At 70.3% G+C, this 19,777-nt stretch carries 18 protein-coding genes; 10 read left to right on the top strand and 8 right to left on the bottom strand.

From position 1 onward, the window contains the following. The first annotated feature begins 67 nt into the window (after nucleotides 1-67). Nucleotides 68-1,102: a fatty acid desaturase family protein gene (locus tag ACFY1H_RS46050; protein ID WP_386956318.1), complete on the top strand. Its 1,035-nt coding sequence runs from the start codon at nucleotides 68-70 to the stop codon at nucleotides 1,100-1,102. Between the two features lie 10 nt (nucleotides 1,103-1,112). After that, a complete protein-coding gene (locus ACFY1H_RS46055; RefSeq protein ID WP_386956319.1) occupies nucleotides 1,113-2,183 on the top strand; it encodes an MBL fold metallo-hydrolase in 1,071 nt (356 codons plus the stop codon). Nucleotides 2,184-2,725: 542 nt separating this feature from the next. Here the strand turns inward: ACFY1H_RS46055 and ACFY1H_RS46060 are convergent. Continuing rightward, nucleotides 2,726-3,289, bottom strand: a complete 564-nt coding sequence (locus tag ACFY1H_RS46060) for a dihydrofolate reductase family protein (RefSeq protein ID WP_386956320.1) — start codon at nucleotides 3,287-3,289, stop codon at nucleotides 2,726-2,728. A 154-nt stretch (nucleotides 3,290-3,443) separates the two neighbouring features. Further along, nucleotides 3,444-6,236, bottom strand: a complete 2,793-nt coding sequence (locus ACFY1H_RS46065; RefSeq protein WP_386956321.1) for a BTAD domain-containing putative transcriptional regulator — start codon at nucleotides 6,234-6,236, stop codon at nucleotides 3,444-3,446. Nucleotides 6,237-6,378: 142 nt separating this feature from the next. Here ACFY1H_RS46065 and ACFY1H_RS46070 point away from each other — a divergent pair, with 142 nt between their 5' ends. Continuing rightward, nucleotides 6,379-6,777: a peptidase inhibitor family I36 protein gene (locus ACFY1H_RS46070; protein ID WP_386956322.1), complete on the top strand. Its 399-nt coding sequence runs from the start codon at nucleotides 6,379-6,381 to the stop codon at nucleotides 6,775-6,777. A gap of 94 nt (nucleotides 6,778-6,871) precedes the next feature. Then, nucleotides 6,872-7,126, top strand: coding sequence for a Smr/MutS family protein (locus ACFY1H_RS46075; protein WP_220238245.1), 255 nt, complete (start codon nucleotides 6,872-6,874; stop codon nucleotides 7,124-7,126). 5 nt (nucleotides 7,127-7,131) lie between these two features. Here the strand turns inward: ACFY1H_RS46075 and hsaB are convergent, their stop codons facing one another. From hsaB to ACFY1H_RS46100, 5 genes are all read right to left on the bottom strand, one after another. Next, nucleotides 7,132-7,668 carry a 3-hydroxy-9,10-secoandrosta-1,3,5(10)-triene-9,17-dione monooxygenase reductase subunit gene (gene hsaB, locus ACFY1H_RS46080; protein WP_386956323.1) on the bottom strand — a complete coding sequence of 179 codons (537 nt, stop codon included), beginning with the start codon at nucleotides 7,666-7,668 and terminating at the stop codon, nucleotides 7,132-7,134. Between the two features lie 769 nt (nucleotides 7,669-8,437). Then, nucleotides 8,438-9,337 (bottom strand): iron-dependent extradiol dioxygenase HsaC, encoded by a 900-nt coding sequence (gene hsaC, locus ACFY1H_RS46085; RefSeq protein ID WP_386956324.1) that lies wholly within the window; start codon nucleotides 9,335-9,337, stop codon nucleotides 8,438-8,440. Between the two features lie 468 nt (nucleotides 9,338-9,805). Next, on the bottom strand, nucleotides 9,806-10,636 hold the full coding sequence (gene hsaD / locus ACFY1H_RS46090) for a 4,5:9,10-diseco-3-hydroxy-5,9,17-trioxoandrosta-1(10),2-diene-4-oate hydrolase (RefSeq protein ID WP_386956325.1): 831 nt from the start codon (nucleotides 10,634-10,636) through the stop codon (nucleotides 9,806-9,808). Beyond that, a complete protein-coding gene (hsaA, locus tag ACFY1H_RS46095; protein ID WP_366583439.1) occupies nucleotides 10,636-11,805 on the bottom strand; it encodes a 3-hydroxy-9,10-secoandrosta-1,3,5(10)-triene-9,17-dione monooxygenase oxygenase subunit in 1,170 nt (389 codons plus the stop codon). Before hsaA ends, hsaD begins: the two co-directional genes overlap by 1 nt. A gap of 30 nt (nucleotides 11,806-11,835) precedes the next feature. Next, entirely contained in the window at nucleotides 11,836-13,416 is a 1,581-nt protein-coding gene (locus ACFY1H_RS46100) for an FAD-binding protein (RefSeq protein WP_386956327.1), read from the bottom strand. Between the two features lie 99 nt (nucleotides 13,417-13,515). On the opposite strand from ACFY1H_RS46100, the gene kstD reads away from it, so the two are divergent. From kstD to ACFY1H_RS46130, 6 genes are read left to right on the top strand one after another with little or no spacing between them, the layout of a single operon-like run. Further along, a complete protein-coding gene (kstD, locus tag ACFY1H_RS46105; protein WP_386956328.1) occupies nucleotides 13,516-15,180 on the top strand; it encodes a 3-oxosteroid 1-dehydrogenase in 1,665 nt (554 codons plus the stop codon). Continuing rightward, the gene (locus tag ACFY1H_RS46110) at nucleotides 15,177-16,331 is read left to right on the top strand and encodes a Rieske 2Fe-2S domain-containing protein (RefSeq protein WP_386956329.1); all 1,155 of its coding nucleotides are present in this window, start codon (nucleotides 15,177-15,179) and stop codon (nucleotides 16,329-16,331) included. The genes kstD and ACFY1H_RS46110 overlap by 4 nt, the downstream gene beginning before the upstream one ends. Beyond that, entirely contained in the window at nucleotides 16,328-16,618 is a 291-nt protein-coding gene (locus ACFY1H_RS46115; protein WP_386956330.1) for a hypothetical protein, read from the top strand. The genes ACFY1H_RS46110 and ACFY1H_RS46115 overlap by 4 nt, the downstream gene beginning before the upstream one ends. Next, complete coding sequence (locus tag ACFY1H_RS46120; protein WP_386956331.1) at nucleotides 16,611-17,630, top strand: 2Fe-2S iron-sulfur cluster-binding protein; 1,020 nt, start codon at nucleotides 16,611-16,613, stop codon at nucleotides 17,628-17,630. The genes ACFY1H_RS46115 and ACFY1H_RS46120 overlap by 8 nt, the downstream gene beginning before the upstream one ends. Nucleotides 17,631-17,640: 10 nt before the next feature. After that, complete coding sequence (locus ACFY1H_RS46125) at nucleotides 17,641-18,501, top strand: MaoC/PaaZ C-terminal domain-containing protein (RefSeq protein WP_386956332.1); 861 nt, start codon at nucleotides 17,641-17,643, stop codon at nucleotides 18,499-18,501. A 57-nt stretch (nucleotides 18,502-18,558) separates the two neighbouring features. Further along, the gene (locus ACFY1H_RS46130; protein WP_366583446.1) at nucleotides 18,559-19,041 is read left to right on the top strand and encodes a riboflavin kinase; all 483 of its coding nucleotides are present in this window, start codon (nucleotides 18,559-18,561) and stop codon (nucleotides 19,039-19,041) included. A 25-nt stretch (nucleotides 19,042-19,066) separates the two neighbouring features. Here the strand turns inward: ACFY1H_RS46130 and ACFY1H_RS46135 are convergent, their stop codons facing one another. Beyond that, nucleotides 19,067-19,636 (bottom strand): DUF5134 domain-containing protein, encoded by a 570-nt coding sequence (locus tag ACFY1H_RS46135; RefSeq protein ID WP_386956333.1) that lies wholly within the window; start codon nucleotides 19,634-19,636, stop codon nucleotides 19,067-19,069. Between the last annotated feature and the right edge of the window lie 141 nt (nucleotides 19,637-19,777).

Below are 19,777 nucleotides of genomic sequence, written 5' to 3' on the forward strand. Positions count from 1 at the left end.
ACCCCCCGTGCGGGTTCTGGGGTCTGCCGGGTTCTGCTCGACCGGCTTCCCCGAAAAACTCGACGAGGTGACCACAGACAATCTCGTCCTCCCGGCCGCGGCCGGCCCGGGCAGCGACTTCGCCCGCCTTTCCCGTCGCATCACCGACGCGGGGCTGCTCGCGCGGCGCCCCGGCTACTACACGGCCAGGATCGCCGTGGTGGCCACGCTGTTCGCCGGCGGCTGGGTCGCCTTCGCGCTCCTCGGGGACTCGTGGTGGCAGCTCGCCGTCGCCGCGTTCCAGGCCTTCATGTTCGGCCAGATCGCCCTGCTCTCCCACGACCTCGCCCACCGCCAGGTGTTCCGCACGCGACGCCCGACCGAAGCCGCCGGGCTCCTCGCGGGCAACCTGGGCGTGGGCATGAGCTACGGCTGGTGGATGGACAAGCACACCCGCCACCACGCGAACCCCAACCACGAGGAGCTGGATCCCGACGTCGACCCCGACATCCTCGTCTGGTCGAAGGACCAGGCCCGCGCCAGCCGCGGCGTGCCCCGGTTCATCGGGCGGCACCAGGCGTTCCTCTTCTTCCCGCTGCTCACGCTCGAAGGCCTGAACCTGCATTGGTCCGGCATCCGCGCGGTCGCCCGGCCCGGCCTGCGCCGGCGTGGCCTCGAGGCCGCTCTTCTGGCGCTGCACTTCGCGACCTACCTCACCGCGCTGTTCGTCGTCCTCCCGCCGGGCTTGGCCCTGCTCTTCTTCGCCGTCCACCAAGGACTGTGGGGTGTCTACATGGGATCGATCTTCGCGCCGAACCACAAGGGCATGCCGACGCTCACCGGCCGCCCCCAGCTCGACTTCCTTCGCAAGCAGGTGCTCACCTCGCGCAACGTCCGCGGCGGCGCGATCGTGGACGTCGCCCTCGGCGGCCTCAACTACCAGATCGAGCACCACCTCTTCCCGAGCATGCCGTCGGTGCACTTGCGACGCGCGCAACCGATCGTGCAGGGCTACTGCGCCGAGCTCGGCATTCCCTACCTGCAGACGAGCCTCGTGGAGTCCTACCGGCAGGCGCTGACCCACCTCCACGAAGCTGGGGCTCCTCTCAGGAAGCGTTCGTAGACTCGGGGGCATGCTCAGGAAAACTGTCTCGGCACTCGGTGACCTCCCGGTGGCCTTCGGCGCGAAGGCCACCGGCGCGCGTGCCGAGCGGATGCGTCGTTCGCCGCAGTACGCCGACGGCGTCTTCCGCAACGCCTCACCCACGCGCTCGTCCCCGTCGCCGTCGGCCGCCGGCGGCATCCTGCGCGAGCTGCTCTTCGGCGACGACCGCGACCGCCGCAAGCCGACCGGAGAGATCCCGCTCGTGGCCGATGCCGGCGCCGATTCCTCCGAAGGGCTGTTCCTCACCTGGTACGGCCACGCGTCGACGCTCGTGGAGATCGACGGCGCCCGCGTGCTGTGCGATCCGGTGTGGAGCGACCGGGTCTCGCCCGCCGCTTTCGTCGGCCCGCGCCGCCTGCACGCCGCGCCGGTGCCGCTGGACGCCGTCGGCCGAATCGACGCGATCGTGATCTCGCACGACCACTACGACCACCTCGACCTCGCCACCGTGCGCGCCCTGCTCGAGGCGCACGACGCGCCGTTCCTCGTGCCGCTGGGCGTCGGCGCGCACCTGGAGCGGTGGCACGTGCCGGCTTCGCGGATCGTCGAGCTCGACTGGCACGAGGAAGCCGAGGTCGCCGGCATCCGGTTCGTGGCGACGCCGGCCCAGCACTTCTCCGGCCGCGGCATCGGCAATGACAGCACCCTGTGGACGTCGTGGGTCATCGCCGGGCCGCAGCACAGGGTGTTCTACAGCGGGGACACCGGCTACTTCGACGGCTTCGCCAAGATCGGCGAGGAGTACGGCCCGTTCGACGCCACGCTGATCCAGGTCGGCGCGTACGCCCCGCACTGGCCGGACATCCACATGACGCCCGAAGAGGGCATCGCCGCGCACATCGACGTTCGCGGTGGGCTGCTCGTGCCGGTGCACTGGGCCACGTTCTCCCTCGCCATGCACCCCTGGGGCGAGCCTGCGGACCGGGTGTGGCGTGAGGCGAAGGCGAACGACCTCACCCTCGCCGTGCCGAAGCCCGGTCAGCGGATCGACGTGGCGAACCCGCCCGCGGTGGACGGTTGGTGGCAGACGCTGGGATGACGCCCTGGGTCTTCGCTCGCCGTCCTTGAGGCGGTGCTCGGGTCTCCGGTGCGAACGAGCTTGTTTACGCGCCACCGAATCGACCTCTGCTGCGTACATCGGTGTTCCGTTCTCTCGTGAATGTGCCGGTGTGCTACTCGAGTGTGTGCTGCTCGAGTGCAGAAATAGTTGCCGCTGAAGGATTTCCGCGCCGAGGAGGACGGGGCGGAGTCGCACCGCGTCCGGCTGCTTTTGATGAATCCGACGTTAGCGCGCCTGAGGCGGCAATCGCCGCCCTTCACCCGAGTGACCACCCGATCGTGCGAACGTGTGTTCGAGTCGATGACACCCGGGGTGCGCCAGACTTGGTGGCAGGGTCCGAAGTTTCCCGGTCACGAAGGCAACGCCTCGCTGTCGAACTCGACCCGTTCCGTCACACCTACAACATCCTGCGGCCCCACCAGGCCCTCGCCGACAGGACGCCGCGACAAGCGCACGCACCGACACGGGGACCCGGTGAACCACCGGGTCCGACCGTCCCGTTGACGGGATCCCTTACGCATTCAGCGCTTGGTCTCGTACCTGGCCAGGACCACACCGTCGGGAAACGTCCGGGTCTCCAGGAGGGTCAGGTTCACCCAGTTGTCCAGGGCCGTGAAGAACGGCGTGCCGCTGCCCACCAGGACCGGCGCAGTGGCCAGCACGTACTCGTCGATCAGCCCGGCCCGCATCGCCGCTGCGGCGAGTGTGGCGCCGCCGATGTCAATGGGGCCGCCGTCCTCGGCCTTGAGCCGGGTGATCTCGGTGACCGCGTCGCCGGCGACCAGGCGGGTGTTCCAGTCGACCGTGCTGATCGTGGAGGAAAACACCACCTTCGGCATATCCCGCCAACGGTGGGCGTACTCGATCTCCGCCGGTGTGACACCGGGTTGCTGGTCGGCGGTCGGCCAGTGGGAACTCATCACCTCCCACAGTTTGCGTCCGTACAGCGCCAGGTCGGTCGCCCCCACCCGGTCGGACCACCACTGGAACAGCTCGTCGCTCGGCACGCTCCAGCCGAGGTCGTCGCCGGGTGCGGCGATGTAGCCGTCCAGGGACACGTTCATGCCAAAGGTCAGTTTCCGCATGGCGCCAGCCTCCCGTGAGTCGGTATTGCGCGTACAGACCGGCACGGCGCCAAAAAATCATCGGTCGGCCACCCGATCGTGCGAACATGTGTTCGAATCGATGACACCAGTGGATCACCGTGGGCATGATGGAACGGTGCTGCTCCAGTGATCCTTACTCGTCACCCATGTCTGGGCGCCCGCCCGCTGTAGATCCCGCGTCGGCGAGCCGTTCCTGCAGCCTCGCGTGCCGGAACTGATACACCTCGCCGACCTGCCGCAGCACCCCGCGCCGGTGCGCGTCGGCGAGGAAAGCCATGAATCCCCAAGGAATCCGACCCCGCGACGCCAGCCAGAGCCGCGTGAACGCGAACGCGCCCCACGCCCGCGCCAAACACACACTCACACCGACAGAAAGGCCGAACAGACCGCCACCCACCACTGCCTGCGCCGCACTCGTCGCGGGCAGGAACACCTGACCGCCGATGACCGCGCCGGCGATCCCGTAGGCGACACCACCCAGGTTCGCCACGAGGTACCGGCCCAGCAGCCCGGCGGCCACCCCGCCCGCCAGGCCGAGCACCACGTCGTAGTGGCCGTTCAGCACTTCGAAGGTGGACTCCGCGGGGGTGAGAGCCAGTGCCAAACCGTAGAAGAGACCCAGGGAGACCATGAATGACAACGTGAACGAGAGGGCCGCGGCGCGATCGTGGCGCAGCACGGTCTCCGGGCTGGAGACCCGGTTCGCGTCCAGCGGTGCGCCCAGCCAGACGTGCACGCCGATGGCCAGGCCGAACACGAGCGCGAGCAGGCTGATCACCCAGGCCGGGAGCGACCAGCCGAGGCCGAGGCAGACTCCGATCACGGCGCCCACCGCGAACCGGCGGGCGAAGCGGCCGGCGGTGCCCGCGAACCTCGGTTCCACTCGCAACGGGCCCGGGCGGCGCCCGACGCTGTGGGTGACGCAGCCCGCGATGGCGAAGGAGCCTCCGTAGATCGCGCCGATCACCGGGCCGGCGGCCAGCCAGCCGGTGAGGGCGAACAGCACCGCGGGCGGCAGCCCGAGGTACAGGCCGACGACGAGCCTCGGCACGGAGCGGTCCAGCTGCCACCAGGCGAGGTCGCGGGTGTGTTCGTGTTCGAGCCGGCGCGCGAGGAAGGTGAGCCAGCGCTCGGCCTGCGCGGGGTCGTAGTCGCGCGGCCGGTGTGGGCGGGCAAGCTGAGCGGGTGGTGCGGGTTTGCGGGTGTAGACGGCAGGGAGGTATGCGTCGAGGAGGTGCCGTTCGACGGATGCGCGGTCCGGGAAACGCGTGGGGTCGCAGAGTTCGCCGGGGTCGGTGGCGGGGTTCGCGTAGGCAGTCCTGGCCAGGTCGACCATCAGGGGCGTGCGCAGGGCTTGGGCGAGGGGCCCGGTCGGTTCGCGCCGCAGCCGGCGGACGAGCGGGTCCCAGCGGGTCTCGCCGGAGCGTCGGCGGGCGGTGAGGAAGTCGATCGTGTCCTCGATCTCGACCGGCTCGATCTCTACCACCGCGGCGCGGGTCAGGAAGGAGCCCGTTCGGCGGACCGCGAGCTCGTACTCGGCGCTGCGGCAGGTCACCACGAGCGGGCGGCCGGCGCCGACGGCCTGGTCGAGCGCGTCGATCGCGGCGGTGTGGAGGCCGGGCGGGGTTTCGTCGAGACCGTCGAGGACCGGGATGATCCGGCCTTCGAGGACCAGGCGCAGGCCGGCGTCCTCGCCGTAGGCGGCGGTGTTCGCGAGGCCCGGGTACTCCTCGACCAGCTTGCGCGCCAGCCAGGTGTGCAGGTGTTCGCGGTGCGGGTTCCAGGAGGCGAGTGGCAGCAGCACCGGCACGGGCTCGCCCGGTGGCGGGTCGGTGAGCAGACCGAGAGTGAGGAGGATCGCCAGCACGGACTTACCGGCGCCGGGCTCGCCGAGTACCACGAGCTGCCGGGCCGGGACCTGGCGGAACTTCGCGACGAGGTCGGTCAGGTCGCCGCTCAATACGAGGCGGTCCGGGCCCTCGCCAGGGCGGCCGCCGAGCACTGCGGACGCGGCGGCGGCGACCTCGCGCTCGGTGCTCGACCAGTTCAACGGCACGGGCTCTGGCCGCTTGAGCGAGCGCAGCTCGGCTTCGGCCGTCCACTGCCGGGAGATCGCCGCGGCGAGCTCTTTCGCCGCGCGGTCGAGCTCGTCCGGCCGTGCGGCGGTGGCGAGCACGGTGGCGGCTGGGCGGTTCTCGCCGCGGAGGATGCGTTCGTGCAGGTCGCGGACATCCGGGCCGGGGTCGATGCCGAGCTCTTCGGCGAGGTCGGCGCGTAGGCGCTGGAACACCTTGAGCGCGTCCGCCTGCCGCCCGGAGCGGTCGAGCGCGAGCATCAGCTGGGCGTGCGGCCGTTCGCGGAGCGGGTGCTCGGCGACGACCTCGGCGAGTTCGTCGACGACCTCGCGGTGCTGGCCGAGCGCGATCTGCCAGTCGACGCACGACTCGAACGCGTCGAGGCGCTGCTCGTCCAGCCGGGCGGCGCGGCTGACCAGCGCGGGGGTGTCGAGGCCGTCGAGTGCGGGGCCACGCCAGAGTTTGAGCGCGGTGCGGATCTCGCGCACGCCGTCGCGCAGGGCGCCCTGCTCGGCGATGCGCTTGGCGTCGGCGAGGCCTTTGGTGAAGCGGAGCAGGTCGAGCTGGTCGTCGGCGACGGTGATCCGGTAGCCGGGACCGTCGGTGACGATGAGGCGCTGCTCGGCGTCACCGAGCCGTTCGCGCAGGGCCGACACGCAGTTCTGCACCTGCTTGGTGGCCGTGGCGGGCGGCTCGCCCTCCCACGTGGCCTCGACGAGCCTCGCCATCGGGACGACGGCGTTGGGGGTGAGCAGCAACGTCGCCAACACCCGCTGGTGCCGAGTTCCCGGGAGGGGCAGCCGTCCCCCGGCCGTCCAGATCTCCAACGGCCCCAGCACACAGAAGTCCATCCACGTCCCTCCCCGGACCGTGATCATACCTGCGCTGACCTGCGCGAGGACGGCGTGATGACGACACGAGGACGGAGCTCGGCACGGTTGAGCCATCCGGTCGCCCACTCCGGGGGTGGCCGCTCAAGGGGAGAGAACCGCCATGTCGAAGATCCGTTCCGCCGCCGCGATCGCGGCCGCCATCGCCGGTGTCGCCGCCGGCACCGTGCTCGCCGCGGCGCCGGCCTCCGCCGCGACCGCGCCGTGTCCGGCGAACTACTACTGCTTCTACGAGAACGCGAGCTACACGGGCTGGCACCTGAACTACAACTCCACCCCGTCGGGAAGCTTCAACAAGCCGCCGGCGTCCAGCGGTGACAAGCGCAGCCAGCTGTCGTCGATCATCAACAACGGCAACCGCACCATCTGCCTCTACAACCACCGCGGCGTCCTGGGCGACAAGCTGATCCTCAAGGTCAGCCCGTTCAAGGACTACAAGAACCTCGCCGACATCCCGGGCACCAACGACAAGGCCGACTCCTGGAAGATCAACGCCTGCTGATCCCCCGCTCCGGACCGAGCCGCCGGCGCCGTGAGGGGTGCGCCGGCGGCTCGGTCCGGTCGTCGCGCGAGGTGCGCGTGGCACGCTGGACGGCATGAAGCTCAAGCTCGACCTGCACGACATCTACAACCGCAGCGGCGAGATCGACCGGGCGCTGCGGGCGGTGATCGACGAGGCCGTGGCGAAGAAGGCGCCGCTCGTGGAGATCATCCCGGGCAAGGGATCTGGGCAGCTGAAGAAGCACGTGCTGCGGTTCTTGGAGCAGAAGGAGATCAAGGCGCTCTACCACCGCGTGGAGAAGGACAAGGACAACTTCGGGCGGGTGTTCGTGCATTTCAGGTGGAAGTAGGCGCGTTAGAGCCAGTCGTCCGGGCGGGGCCAGGGCAGGAGGGCCGCGAGTGGGTCCGGCACGGGTTCCGTGACGGTGTACTGGCCGCGGTGGAAGAGGAGCGGCCGGGCATCGGAGGTGTCGCCGAGTGCGGTCACGCGGCCGATGACGACGTGGTGGTCACCGGCGGGGTGCACGGTCTCGAGGGCGCAGTCGAGCCACGTGAGGGCGCCGTGGATCAGCGGAGCCCCGGACGGGGCGGGATGCCAGGCGACGGTGGCGAACTTGTCCTCGCCGCGGCTGCCGAAGGTGGTGCTGATGTCGCGCTGGTGCTCGGCGAGGACGTTGACGGCGAAGCGACCCGTGGCGGCGAGGATCGGCCAGGTGCGCGACGTGCGGGCCACGCAGAACAACGCCAGCGGCGGATCCAGCGACAACGCCGCGAACGACTGACACGCGAACCCTACGGGCGCGGCCCCGTCGTGGCCGGTGACGACGGTGATGCCGGTGCAGAAGTGCCCGAGCACGGCGCGGAATTGAGACGGATCGAGTACGGCGGTCATCCCGGTCTCACCGACGTTTCGGTGGGACGCCAGGTCGCCGGCTGATTTGAGGCAAAGGTGCGCGGGAGCGGGCGGATAGGGCTGCTCAGCGACGGAGACGTCGGAAACTCGCGCTGAAGTCGTGAGTCCAGAGGGGCGCTGCGGAGTCGCCGCGCGCGGCGAAGGCTGCGAAGCAACGTGGTCATTGGCAACCGCCCACTAGGTCGCGGCCATGGACCGGCACCGCGGTGCCGCCGCGCGGAGAAAAAACTGCGCAGCGACGCGGGCATTGGGGACCGACGCTGAAATCGTGGCCCCACAGAGGCACCGCATTGCCGGTGCGGGCCGAGAGAACTGTGAGGGGCCGCGGCCGTCGGGAACCGCCGCTGAAGTCCTGACTCCACTGCGATACCGCGGTGTCTCCCCGCGCGGAAAAGATCGCGCGGCAACGCGATCGTCGAGAACCGATGCTGAAATCGCGGCCTCACTGAGACACCGCGATACAGGCCAGGGCTAACAAGCCCGCGGAGCATCGTGGCCATCGGGAGTTGACGCCGAAGTCCTTGCCCCGCAGAGACACCACGGTACCGGCGGCGGCCGAGAGGACCGCGAAGCGCCGTAGCCATGGGGAGCTGACGCTGAAGTCGTGGCCCCGCAAAGACACCGCTATGCCGACGCGCGCCGAGAAGACCGCGAAGCGCCGTGCTCATCGGGAGCCGACGCTGAAGTCGTGGCCCCGCAAAGACACCGCTATGCCGACGCGCGCCGAGAAGACCGCGAAGCGCCGTGGTCATCGGGAGCCGACGCTGAAGTCGTGGCCCCACAAGGACACGGCGGTGCTTTCGCGGGCGAGCCAGGTGGTGTCGTCGACTTGGCGGCCTTCGCAGCCGTATTCGAGGTCGAAGCCGCCGGGGGTTTTCATGTAGAAGGAGAGCATGAGGTCGTTGACGTGGCGGCCGAGGGTGGCGGACATCGGCACCGAGCGGCGGTGGGCGCGGTCGAGGCAGAGGCCGACGTCGTCGGTGGATTCGACTTCCAGCATCAGGTGGACGATGCCGCTGGGGGTGGGCATCGGGAGGAACGCGAGGCTGTGGTGGCGGGGGTTGCAGCCGAAGAAGCGGAGCCACGCGGGTGGGCCGTCGGCGGGGCGACCGATCAGCTGGGGCGGCAGGCGCATGGAGTCGCGGAGGCGGAAGCCGAGGATGTCGCGGTAGAAGGCGAGTGCGGCGGCGTCGTCGTGGGTGGAGAGGACGACGTGGCCCAGGCCTTGGGGGCCGGTGACGAAGTGGTGGCCGTAGGGGCTGACGACGCGGCGGTGCTGGAGCGCGACGCCGTGGAAGACTTCGAGCGTCGTGCCGGAGGGGTCGGCGAAGGTGATCAGTTCGGCGACGCGGCGGTCGGCCAGTTCGTCGGGAGTGCCTTCCTTGTAGGGCACGGAGGCGGCGGCCAGGCGGGTGCGGATGTCGTCGTGTTCCGCGGCGTTGGCGGCTTCCCAGCCGACTTGCGCGAGGCGGTCGGCGGGACCCGGGACGATGACGAGCCTGGCGGGGAAGTCGTCCATGCGCAGGTACAACGCGTCGGGGTTGGGGCCGGTGCCTTCGACCAAGCCCAGGACCTTCAACGCATAGACGCGCCAAGCGGGGACGTCGGTTGCTTCGATGCGGAGGTAGCCGAGGGAACTGATGGCCATTACGGACTCCCGAAGAGATCGACTGCGACACGAAAGCGGCCCAGCGAACCAATCGCCCTCACGCACGCCTCCAAGAAGCCGACGGCAACACGGAGACAGCTCCGGGAACCGATGGCCATCACAGGCTCCCCAAGAAGGCGACGGCGGTACTGAAGCAGCTCAGCGAACCGATCGACATCACGGACTCCCCAGGAAGTCGACGGCGACACGGCGGCGGCCCAGGGAACGGATCGCCATCTCACTCCGCCGAGGAATCGGAGCGAGGCGGAGACCAAGCGAACTCATCGTCATCACCAACTCCCCAACAAGCCGACGGTGACACGAAAGCCGCCCAGCGAACCGATGGCCATTACGCCCTCCCGAAGAGATCGGCTGCGACACGGAGATAGCCCAGGGAACCAATCGCCATCATGCATCCCCCACCAAGCCGACGGCGGCACGGAAGCGGCCCGCAGGAACCGACGGCCATCACGCACTCCCCAGGAAGTCGAGGGCGAGGCGATTGAACTCGTCGAACTTCTCGAGCTGCGCCCAGTGGCCGCAGTTGCCGAAGACGTGGAGGTGGGCGTGCGGGATGGTTTTGAGGGCGAGGAGGGCGCCGTCGAGGGGGTTGACGCGGTCTTCGCGGCCCCAGACGAGCAGGACGCGGTGGCGGAGGTGGTGGGCGTCGCGCCAGAGGAGGCCGTCGGTGGGGGACGTGGCGAAGGAGTGGCCGAGGGAGCGCATGGCGGCGAGGGATTCCGGGGTCGAAGCGGCGGCGAAGCGCTCGTCGATCAGGGCGTCGGTGATCAGGGACTGGTCGTGGACCATGATGCGCAGGAAGGCGGCCATGCGGTCGCGCGTGGGGGAAGCGGCGAAGCGGCCCAGGAGGCGCACGCCCTCGGTGGGGTCGGGCGCGAAGAGGTTCACGCTCAGGCCGCCGGCGCCCATCAGGACCAGGCGGCCGGCGCGCGAGGGGTGGTCCAGGGCCAGGCGGACGGCGGCGCCGGCGCCCAGGGAGTTGCCGACGAAGTGGGCGCGGGCGATGCCGAGGGTGTCCATGAGGCCGACGATGGCGTCGGCGCTGTGGCGGAAGTAGTGGGGGTGTTCGGTGGGCTTCGACGACTCCCCGAAACCGGGCTGGTCGACGGCCAGGGTGCGGTACACCTTGCCGAACTCGGGCAGGGTGCGGCCGAAGTTGGACCACGCCGAGGCGCCAGGGCCGCCGCCGTGGAGGAGGATCACGGTTTCGGCGTGCTCGGGGCCGGCTTCGTGGTAGTGCAGCGAGAGTCCACTCGGGACGGAAACCACAGAACCCATCACACCATCGCATTCTCGACGGGCAGCCCGAAGGCGCCGGTGCCGAACATGACGTATGCGCGCTCGGCGTCGTTGGCCGCGTGGACGCGGCCGGCGTGTGCGTCGCGCCAGAAGCGTTGGATGGGCGTGCCGCGTTGGAGCGCGCGGCCGCCCGAGTTTTCGAAGAGGCGGTCGATCGCCGAGATCGCGCGTTCGGTGCCGCGGACCTGGTCGCGTCGCACACGCAGCCGGGTGGAGAACGGCAGCTTCTCACCGCGGCACGCCAGCTGGTACAGCTCGTCGATGTTGTGCGTGAGCTGCAGCCACGCGGCGTCGATCTCGCTGGCCGCCTCGGCGATGCGGATCTTGGCGAACGGGTCGTCCTGCGCCTTCTCCCCCGCGTACGCCGCCCGCACGCGACGGCCCTGGTGCTCCACGTGCGCGTCGTACGCACCTTGGGCCATGCCGATGATCGGCGCGGTGATCGTGCTGGGGTGCACCGAACCGTAGGGCAGCTTGTACAACGGCCCCGGGTTCGCCTCCTGGCCGGGCGTCCGGCACTTCGACGTGGACACAAAGGACAGTGCTCGGTAAGCAGGCACGAAGACGTCCTCGACCACGACGTCGTTGGACCCCGTCCCCCGCAGGCCCACCGTGTCCCACACGTCCACAAGGGAGTAGTCGGCCTGCGGCAGCAGGTACGTGCAGAAGTCCACCGGAGCACCGTCCGCGAACGCCGGCGCGCCCAGCAGCACCCACGTGCAATGGTCGCAGCCGGACGAGAAGCTCCACCGGCCCGACAGCCGGTAGCCGCCGTCGACCACGGTCGCCTTGCCCATCGGCGCGTAGGACGACGAGATCCGCACGTCGTGGTCCTCGCCCCACACGTCTTCCTGCGCCCGCGCGTCGAACAGCGCCAGGTGCCACGGGTGGACGCCGAGGATGGACGCGACCCAGCCCGTGGACCCGCACGCGCTCGCCACGAGCTTCACCGCGGTGTAGAACGTGACCGGGTCGGCTTCCAGTCCACCATACGGCTTCGGCTGCAGCAAGCGGAAGAACCCCGTCTCCTGCAACGCCTTGACGGACTCGATCGGCACGCGCCGCGCGTCCTCGGTCTCCTGCGCGCGTTCCCGCAGCACCGGGAGCAGGTCACGCACCCCCGCGATCACGGCAGCCAGCTCGCTCATCGGCCGTCCTCTCGTTCGACGAGACCAAGACTAGAACACGTTCTCGTTTTTGTCGACGCGGTCCGGCTCCAACGCACTGCTCTTCCCCGCCCGGCGCCCGGAAAACACACAGTCCGCCAGCGACAGACCGCTCACGTAGGACCTGGAACAGATTCCCACCGCCGTCCGTCCCGCCGCGTACAGACCGCGCACGCCGGCCACCGCGCCGGTGTCCTCGTCGACCACGAGCCCGCCCAGCGTCAGCATCGGGCACGGGTAACCAAGACTCGGTTTCACCGACACGTCGATCAGTGAAAACGGCGGAGTGTCCAACGGCCGCGCGAACTCCGCCGGCTTCCCCGTCGGATCCGGGCCGGAGCGATACGCGTCGTACGTCACCCGCAGCCCGGCGGGATCGACCCCGGCCCGGCGCGCAACGTCTTCCAAAGAAGCACCTGTGACGCGACCGCGGCCGAGCAGATACCGAAGCTGCAGCCACGCGAACCACTGCCCCTGCTTGCGCCCGTCGCGCCGAGCCTCGGCAACCACCGGCGCGTCGACGAGCAGCCAGGCCCGCCCGCCGTGCGCGGTGATCATCCGCTCGCCGATCGCCGCGCCGTACCGGGATTCGTCGATGATCCGCCGCCCGTCGGCGTCGACGAGCAAGCCGCCGAGGAACGCGGCGGGCGGCGTGAGGAACCGCCACGCCGAGATCCGGTCCATCTCCGCAACCCGGCCACCGACCGACAAACCCCATCGAATTCCCGATCCGTCGTCAGCCGAGGTCCCCAGCGCGAGGCCGCCGCGATACGCCGGCGCGTGCTCCCGCACCAACGCACGGTTCGCAATGAACCCGCCCGCCGCGAGCACCACTCCGCGACGCACGACGATCCGCACCTCACGCGAATACCGCTCTTCCAGCCGCTCCACCCGACGGTGCAACGAGCGCCGAAGCGGCGGCACATAAATCCCCGGCTTCGCCGCGTACGAAGCCAGCACCGCATGCCGCCGGCGCGCCCACGAAGAAGCCAAGCGATCCGCGACAACCCCCGTGACCGCACCAGAAGCGTCGACCACAAGACTGCGCGCCCGCGTCTGCGGCACCACCCGCACGCCCCGCGCCCGCGCCGCCGCGAGCAGCCGTGCCATCAGCAGCTTCCCCGACGTCCCCGGCCCCTTGACGCGATGCCCGCGCGGCGCCGGCGCGGCCGCGTCCCGGAACCCGCCCGACGCCTCGCTACCGGAGTAGTACAGGTAGTGCGCGTCGCTGGGATACGACGTCTTGTAGGGACACAAACTCCCCTCGAACGGCACCCCCAGCCCTTCGAGCCACCGGATCATCTCCGGGCTCGTCTCACAGAACCGCCGCAACGTCCGCGCGGACACGACGCCGTCGGTCTCCAGCCGGAGGTACTCGAACATCGCGTCGACGCTGTCGGAAACTCCGGCGTCGACCTGCTGCGAGGTCCCGCCGCCGGCGTAAATCACACCGCCACTCACCCGGCTCGCGCCACCACCCGAGAACCGGTCGAGGAGCAGCACCTCGGCCCCCGCGTCGGCGGCCTCGATGGCCGCGCACGCGCCGGCCGCGCCGGCTCCGATCACGACGACGTCTGCCACGAGCTCGTCCATGCCGGCCACCCTAGAACTGGAACACGTTCTCGTCTATGGTGACAGAAGCTGCTCCGAACAGGCCAGGAACTCGCGATAACACGTTACATGTGAGGTGGCATGGCGAACGAGTACGACGTGGTGGTCGCCGGCAGCGGCGCCGCCGGGATGACCGCCGCGCTCGCCGCCGCCCGCCGGGGTCTCAGCGTGGTCGTGCTGGAGAAGGCGGCGTGCTTCGGCGGCTCGACGGCTCGCTCCGGTGGTGGCGTCTGGCTCCCCGGCAACCACGCGCTCAAGGCGGCCGGCATCGACGACCCCCCGGGCAAGGCGCGCGAGTACCTGGCCGCGATCGTCGGCGATGTCGTGCCCGAGGCCAACCGCGAGGCCTTCCTCAAGCACGGGCCCGAGGTGCTGGACCTCATCACCGACCACACCCCGCTCGAGTTCCGCTGGGTGCCGGGCTACAGCGACTACCACCCCGAGGCCCCCGGCGGACGCGCCCAAGGCCGCTCCGTCGAACCGAAACCGCTCGACGTCAAGCTCCTGGGTGCCGACCTGGCGCACCTGGAGCCGCCGTACAGCGCGCCGCCGCTCGGCGTCCCGATCACCCAGTCGGACTACCGCTGGTTGAGCCTGCTCGCCCGCCACCCGCGCGGCCTCGCCCGCGTCGCCAAGCTCGGCGCGCGTTGGCTGGCCGGACGGGTCCGCGGACAGCAGCCGATCGCCATGGGGCAAGCGCTTGCGGCCGGGCTTTTCCTGGGGCTCCGGCGCGCCGGCGTCGACGTCCTCCTCGACACCCCGCTCGTCGAGCTCACCACCGAAGACGGCCGCGTCACCGGGGTGCGAACCCCCGGCAAGACCTTCCACGCGCGGCGCGGCGTGCTGCTCGCGTGCGGCGGCTTCGAGCACAACGAGGAGATGCGCACCAAGTACCAGCGCGCCCCGATCGGCACCGAGTGGACCGTCGGCGCCGCCGCCAACACCGGCGACGGCATCGCGGCCGGCCTCAAGCTCGGCGCCGCCACCGACCTGATGGACGACGCGTGGTGGGGCCCGTCGATCCCCCTCACCGGCGGCCCGTGGTTCGCCCTCGCCGAGCGGTCGCGGCCCGGCTCCCTCATGGTCGACGCACGGGGCACCCGGTTCGTCAACGAGTCCGCGCCCTACGTCGAGGCCGTCCACGCGATGTACGGCGAAGGCGACGGCCCCGCCGAGCACATCCCGACGTGGCTCGTGTTCGACCAGCGCTACCGGGACCGCTACCTGTTCACCGGCATCGGCCCGAGGCAGCCGTTGCCCGGCCGCTGGTACAAAGCCGGCATCGTGGCGAAGGCGCCGACGATCGAAGAACTGGCTACGAGGATCGACATCGACGCCGAAGCCCTGCGAAGCACCGTCGAACGCTTCAACGGCTTCGCCCGCACCGGCGTCGACGAAGACTTCCACCGCGGGCGAAGCGCCTACGACCACTACTACGGCGACCCCCGCAACCGGCCCAACCCCAGCCTCGGCCCGCTGGCCAAACCGCCGTTCTACGCGGTGAAGATCGTGCCCGGCGACCTGGGCACCAAGGGCGGGCTGCGCACCGACGAACACGCCCGCGTGCTGGGCGAAGACGGCTCCGTCATCCCCGGGCTGTACGCGGCGGGCAACACCAGCGCGGCCGTGATGGGCCGCACCTACGCCGGGCCCGGCGCGACGATCGGGCCCGCGATGGTGTTCGGCTACCTTGCGGCCGAGCGGCTGGCGACCGAAGATCGGACCGGCACGGGAGGCAGCCAGTGACGTCAGCACCGCGAGAGACCGTCCGCACCATCGACGTCGGCGCGCCGCCCAGGCGCTTCGCCCGCGGCTGGCACTGCCTCGGTCTCGCCGACACCTTCCGCGACGGGAAACCCCACGGCATCGAGGCGTTCGGCACGAAGCTCGTGGTCTTCGCCGACTCGACGGGCCGGCTCAACGTGCTCGACGGCTACTGCCGCCACATGGGCGGCGACCTCACCCAGGGCTCGGTGAAGGGCGACGACGTCGCGTGCCCGTTCCACGACTGGCGCTGGAACGGCGCCGGCAAGTGCGTCTCGATCCCCTACGCCAAACGGGTTCCGCTTCGCGCGCGGACGCGGGCGTGGCGCGTGCTCGAGGAGAACAAGCAGCTGCTCGTGTGGCACGACCCCGAGGGCTACCCGCCGCCCGACGACGTGGTCATCCCCCGCGTCGAGGGCGCCTTCAGCGACGAGTGGAGCAACTGGACCTGGGACTCGCTCCTCATCGAAAACGCCAACTGCCGCGAGATCATCGACAACGTCGTGGACATGGCCCACTTCTTCTACATCCACTACGCCTACCCCACGTACTTCAAGAACGTGTTCGAAGGCCATGTCGCCACGCAGTTCCTCAACACCAAGGGCCGCCCCGACATGGGCATGGCGTCGAACTACGGCGGCGAGGACAACCTGCTGCGCTCGGAAGCCTCGTACTTCGGGCCGTCGTACATGATCAACCACCTGGTGAACTCGTTCCAGGGCTTCGAGATCGAGAACGTGCTCATCAACTGCCACTACCCCGTCACGCCGACGTCGTTCGTGCTGCAGTGGGGGATCATGGTCAAGAAGCTGCCCGGGATCTCCGACGAGCACGCGGACAAGATCGCCGCGCGGCTCGCGAAGGGCATCGGGGTCGGGTTCCTGCAGGACGTGGAGATCTGGAAGAACAAGACCCGCATCGACAACCCGTTGCTGTGCGAGGAAGACGGCCCGGTCTACCAGCTGCGCCGCTGGTACGAGCAGTTCTACGTCGACGCCGACGACGTCACCGAGGACATGACCCGCCGCTTCGAGTTCGAGGTCGACACCAGCAAGGCCAACGAGGCGTGGGCCGCGGAGGTGGCGGAGAACCTGGCGCGACAGCGCGCGGAGGCGGAAGAGGCAGGCGTGTGACGGCCGAGGCCACGGAGTTCCTCACCGCCGGGCTGCGGCCGCACGAGTGCCGCAGCTGCGGAACGTTCGTGCTGGTCAAGAAGAACAGCCTCGCGCACACGAGCATCCAGTGGACCACCGACGCTTCGCGCAGCTGCCCCGTTTTCGCGGCGCACGTGGCCGCCGGACGGCATCCCGCGTTGCTCGACACGTGCGAGAAGCTGGCCGACAGCATCGCCGGCGCCATGGCCGACGGGATCCTCGCCGTGGCCGACGAGTCTCGCAACGGGGTGGTGCGCGGTGGCTGACGTCGTGACGCTGACCGTCGCCGAGGTGATCGTCGAGACCGCCGACGCGCGCTCGATCGTGTTCGCCGTCCCGGAAGAGCACCAAGCCGCCTTCGCCTACGCACCCGGCCAGTTCCTCACGCTGCGGATCCCCAGCGATCGCACGGGGTCTGTCGCACGGTGCTACTCGCTGTCGAGCGCGCCGCACGAGGGACGGGTGCAGGTCACGGTGAAACGCACGGGGTTCGGCTCCGGCTGGGTGTGCGAAGAGCTGCGCGAGGGCGCGGAGATCGAGGTGCTGCCGCCGGCCGGGGTGTTCGTGCCGGCGTCGCTGGACGGCGACTTCCTGCTGTTCGCGGCGGGTAGCGGGATCACGCCGGTGATGTCGATCCTCAAGTCGGCGCTGCGGCACGGCCGCGGGCAGGTCGTGCTCGTGTACGCCAACCGCGACGAAGCGTCCGTCATCTTCGCGCGGCAGCTCGCCGAGCTCACGACCCGGCACCCGGATCGGCTGACCGTGCTGCACTGGCTCGAAAGCCTGCAGGGCCTGCCGTCCGCGCGCACGCTCGAAACGCTCGCCGCGCCCTACCGCGGCCACGACGCGTACCTCTGCGGCCCGGCGCCGTTCATGGCCGCCGCCAGGACCGCGCTGACCGAGCTCGGGGTGCCGCGCGAGCGCGTCCACGTCGAGAAGTTCCACTCCCTCACCGGGAATCCCTTCGCCCGGGCACTACAACCCGAGTCCCCGGAAGCAGGCGAGACGGCCCGGCTCACCGTCGACCTCGACGGCGAGACCCGCACCCTCGCCTGGCCGCGGCAGCGGAAGCTGCTCGACCACCTGCTCGCCGAGGGCCTCGACGCGCCGTACTCGTGCCGCGAAGGCCAGTGCAGCGCTTGCGCGTGCCGCCTGGTGTCCGGTGAGGTGAAGATGCTGAACAACGAGGTGCTGGACGCCGAAGACCTCGCCGACGGGATCGTGCTGGCCTGCCAGTCGCTGCCCGTCACGGACGAGGTCTCCGTCAGCTACGAATAGGGAGTACTCCGTGCCCATCGACCCCACGCTCGCGATCGGTGCCGACCTCGGCGAGGTGCGGTTCTCGTGGACGCCGTCCGACGTGCTGCTCTACCACCTCGCGCTGGGTGCCGGCGCCGACCCGGTCGACGAGCGCGAGCTGCGCTACACCTACGAGCAGGACCTGCGGGTGATCCCGACGTTCGCCACGGTCGCGGTCAACCTGCGCACGTTCACCCCGCCCGCGCTCAAGTTCCCGGGCGTGGACATCGATCTCGCCAAGGTGCTGCACGGTACGCAGGAGATCGAGCTGCACCGGCCCATCCCCGTCGACGGCGAAGGGGTGGCGCGCACGCGCATCACGGACGTGTTCGACAAGGGCAAGGCCGCCGTCCTCGTGCAGGAGACGACGGTGGCCGACGCCCAGGGCGATCCACTGTGGACGGCCCGCTCCGGCATCTTCGCCCGCGGCGAAGGCGGCTTCGGCGGCGAGCGCGGGCCGGCGCAGAAGCTCGCGTGGCCCGAGCGTGAGCCCGACGCTGTGCTCGACATTCCGACGCTGCCTCAGCAGGCCCTTTTGTACCGCCTGTGCGGCGACCGCAACCCGCTGCACGCCGACCCCGCGTTCGCGAAGGCGGCCGGGTTCGACCGCCCGATCCTGCACGGCCTGTGCACCTACGGCGTGGTCGCGAAAGCCCTCACCGACGCCTTCCTCGACGGCGACCCCACCCGGATCCGCTCGTTCGGGACGAAGTTCGCCGGCGTGGTCTTTCCGGGCGAACCGCTGCGCACGCGCGTGTGGCGCGAGAACGACCGGCTGCTGGTGACCACGACCGCTCCGCAGCGTGACGACGCTCCTGTGCTGTCCGACACAGTGCTCGTGCCACGCTGAGCCGACCGCCAGTATTACGGTGTCGGAAAGGACACCGGAACAGGGACGGGACGGCGGATGGCGGACGAGCACGCTCTCGGTCAGCACAGCGGCACCTTCTTCGTGGTCCGCGGGCCGGTGGAGCCGGGTGACAAGCGCGGCCGCGAGCTGGGCTTCCCCACGGCGAACATCGCGCTGCGCAACCAGAGCGGGCAGGTCGGCGACGGCGTCTGGGCCGGGTGGGCCGAGCGCGCGGACGGCACGCACGTGGCCGCCGCGGTGTCCGTCGGGCGCCGCCCCACGTACTACGGCGCCGACGGCTACCGGCTCGTCGAAGCGCACCTGCTCGACTTCAAGGGCGACCTCTACGGCGAGACGCTCACCGTCTGGCTCGGCGCGCACCTGCGGGAGCAGCAGAAGTACGAGTCCGGCGAGGAGCTGATCGAGGCCCTCGACGGCGACGTCGCCGCCACGCGCAAGTGGATCGAGGAGAACCCGGCGAGCGAGCTGCCAGACCTCGGCACCCCGCCACCCGACGGTGAGGTCCGCCGGATCGGCTGACCCGCCCGAGCCTGACCACAGCGAGTCACACGGCGGCCAGCAGCAGGTACCCCATACCCGCACCCATCACCGCGCGGCACACCGTGCGCGAGGTCAGCCCGGGTGCGGCGGCACCGCGGATGCGCACCGCGACCACGCCCGACCGTGCGGCGTCCGCCACGAAGTACACCGCGCCCGCTACGGCGAGCAGGGGCAGCGCGAGCCGGGTGTCCATTGAGGACATCGTGAGCCACGGGCCGTGGACCATGCCGCCGTGGGGCATCGCGCTCACCATGTACAGCATCGCGGCCGCCGACAACGCGTGGTGACCGCAGCCCGAGGTGTGGGCCTGGCCACGCCCGCGCCACCAGGCGAACCCGAACCACGCCGCCGTGAGCACGAACACCGCCTGCCAGCCGGCGGCGGGGATGGGGCCGCCGACGGGCGAGATCATCGCCACCATGGCCACCACGAGCAGCAGCTCGGCGAGGTCGGCGTGGCGCACGCCGGAGCCGAGGCGCGCGTAGTCGAGCCGCACGAGCCGCAGCACGCACGGCAGCGCGAGCACCGCGAAGACCGCGGTGAGCAACCACGCCACCAGCACCGGTGCACTCATGGCGAGCCCGTGAAGACGGTGGATCCGGACATCGTCGTGCCTGCTTTCACGCTGCGTTGCTGATCTCACGTCCACGGTGGCATTCCACGGCGGGTGAGCACCAGCCAGCAAAGAGGTGAAAGCCGTTGCCCCACAAGAGTT

The organism is Amycolatopsis sp. NPDC001319 (assembly GCF_042896185.1).
Classification (GTDB): domain Bacteria; phylum Actinomycetota; class Actinomycetes; order Mycobacteriales; family Pseudonocardiaceae; genus Amycolatopsis.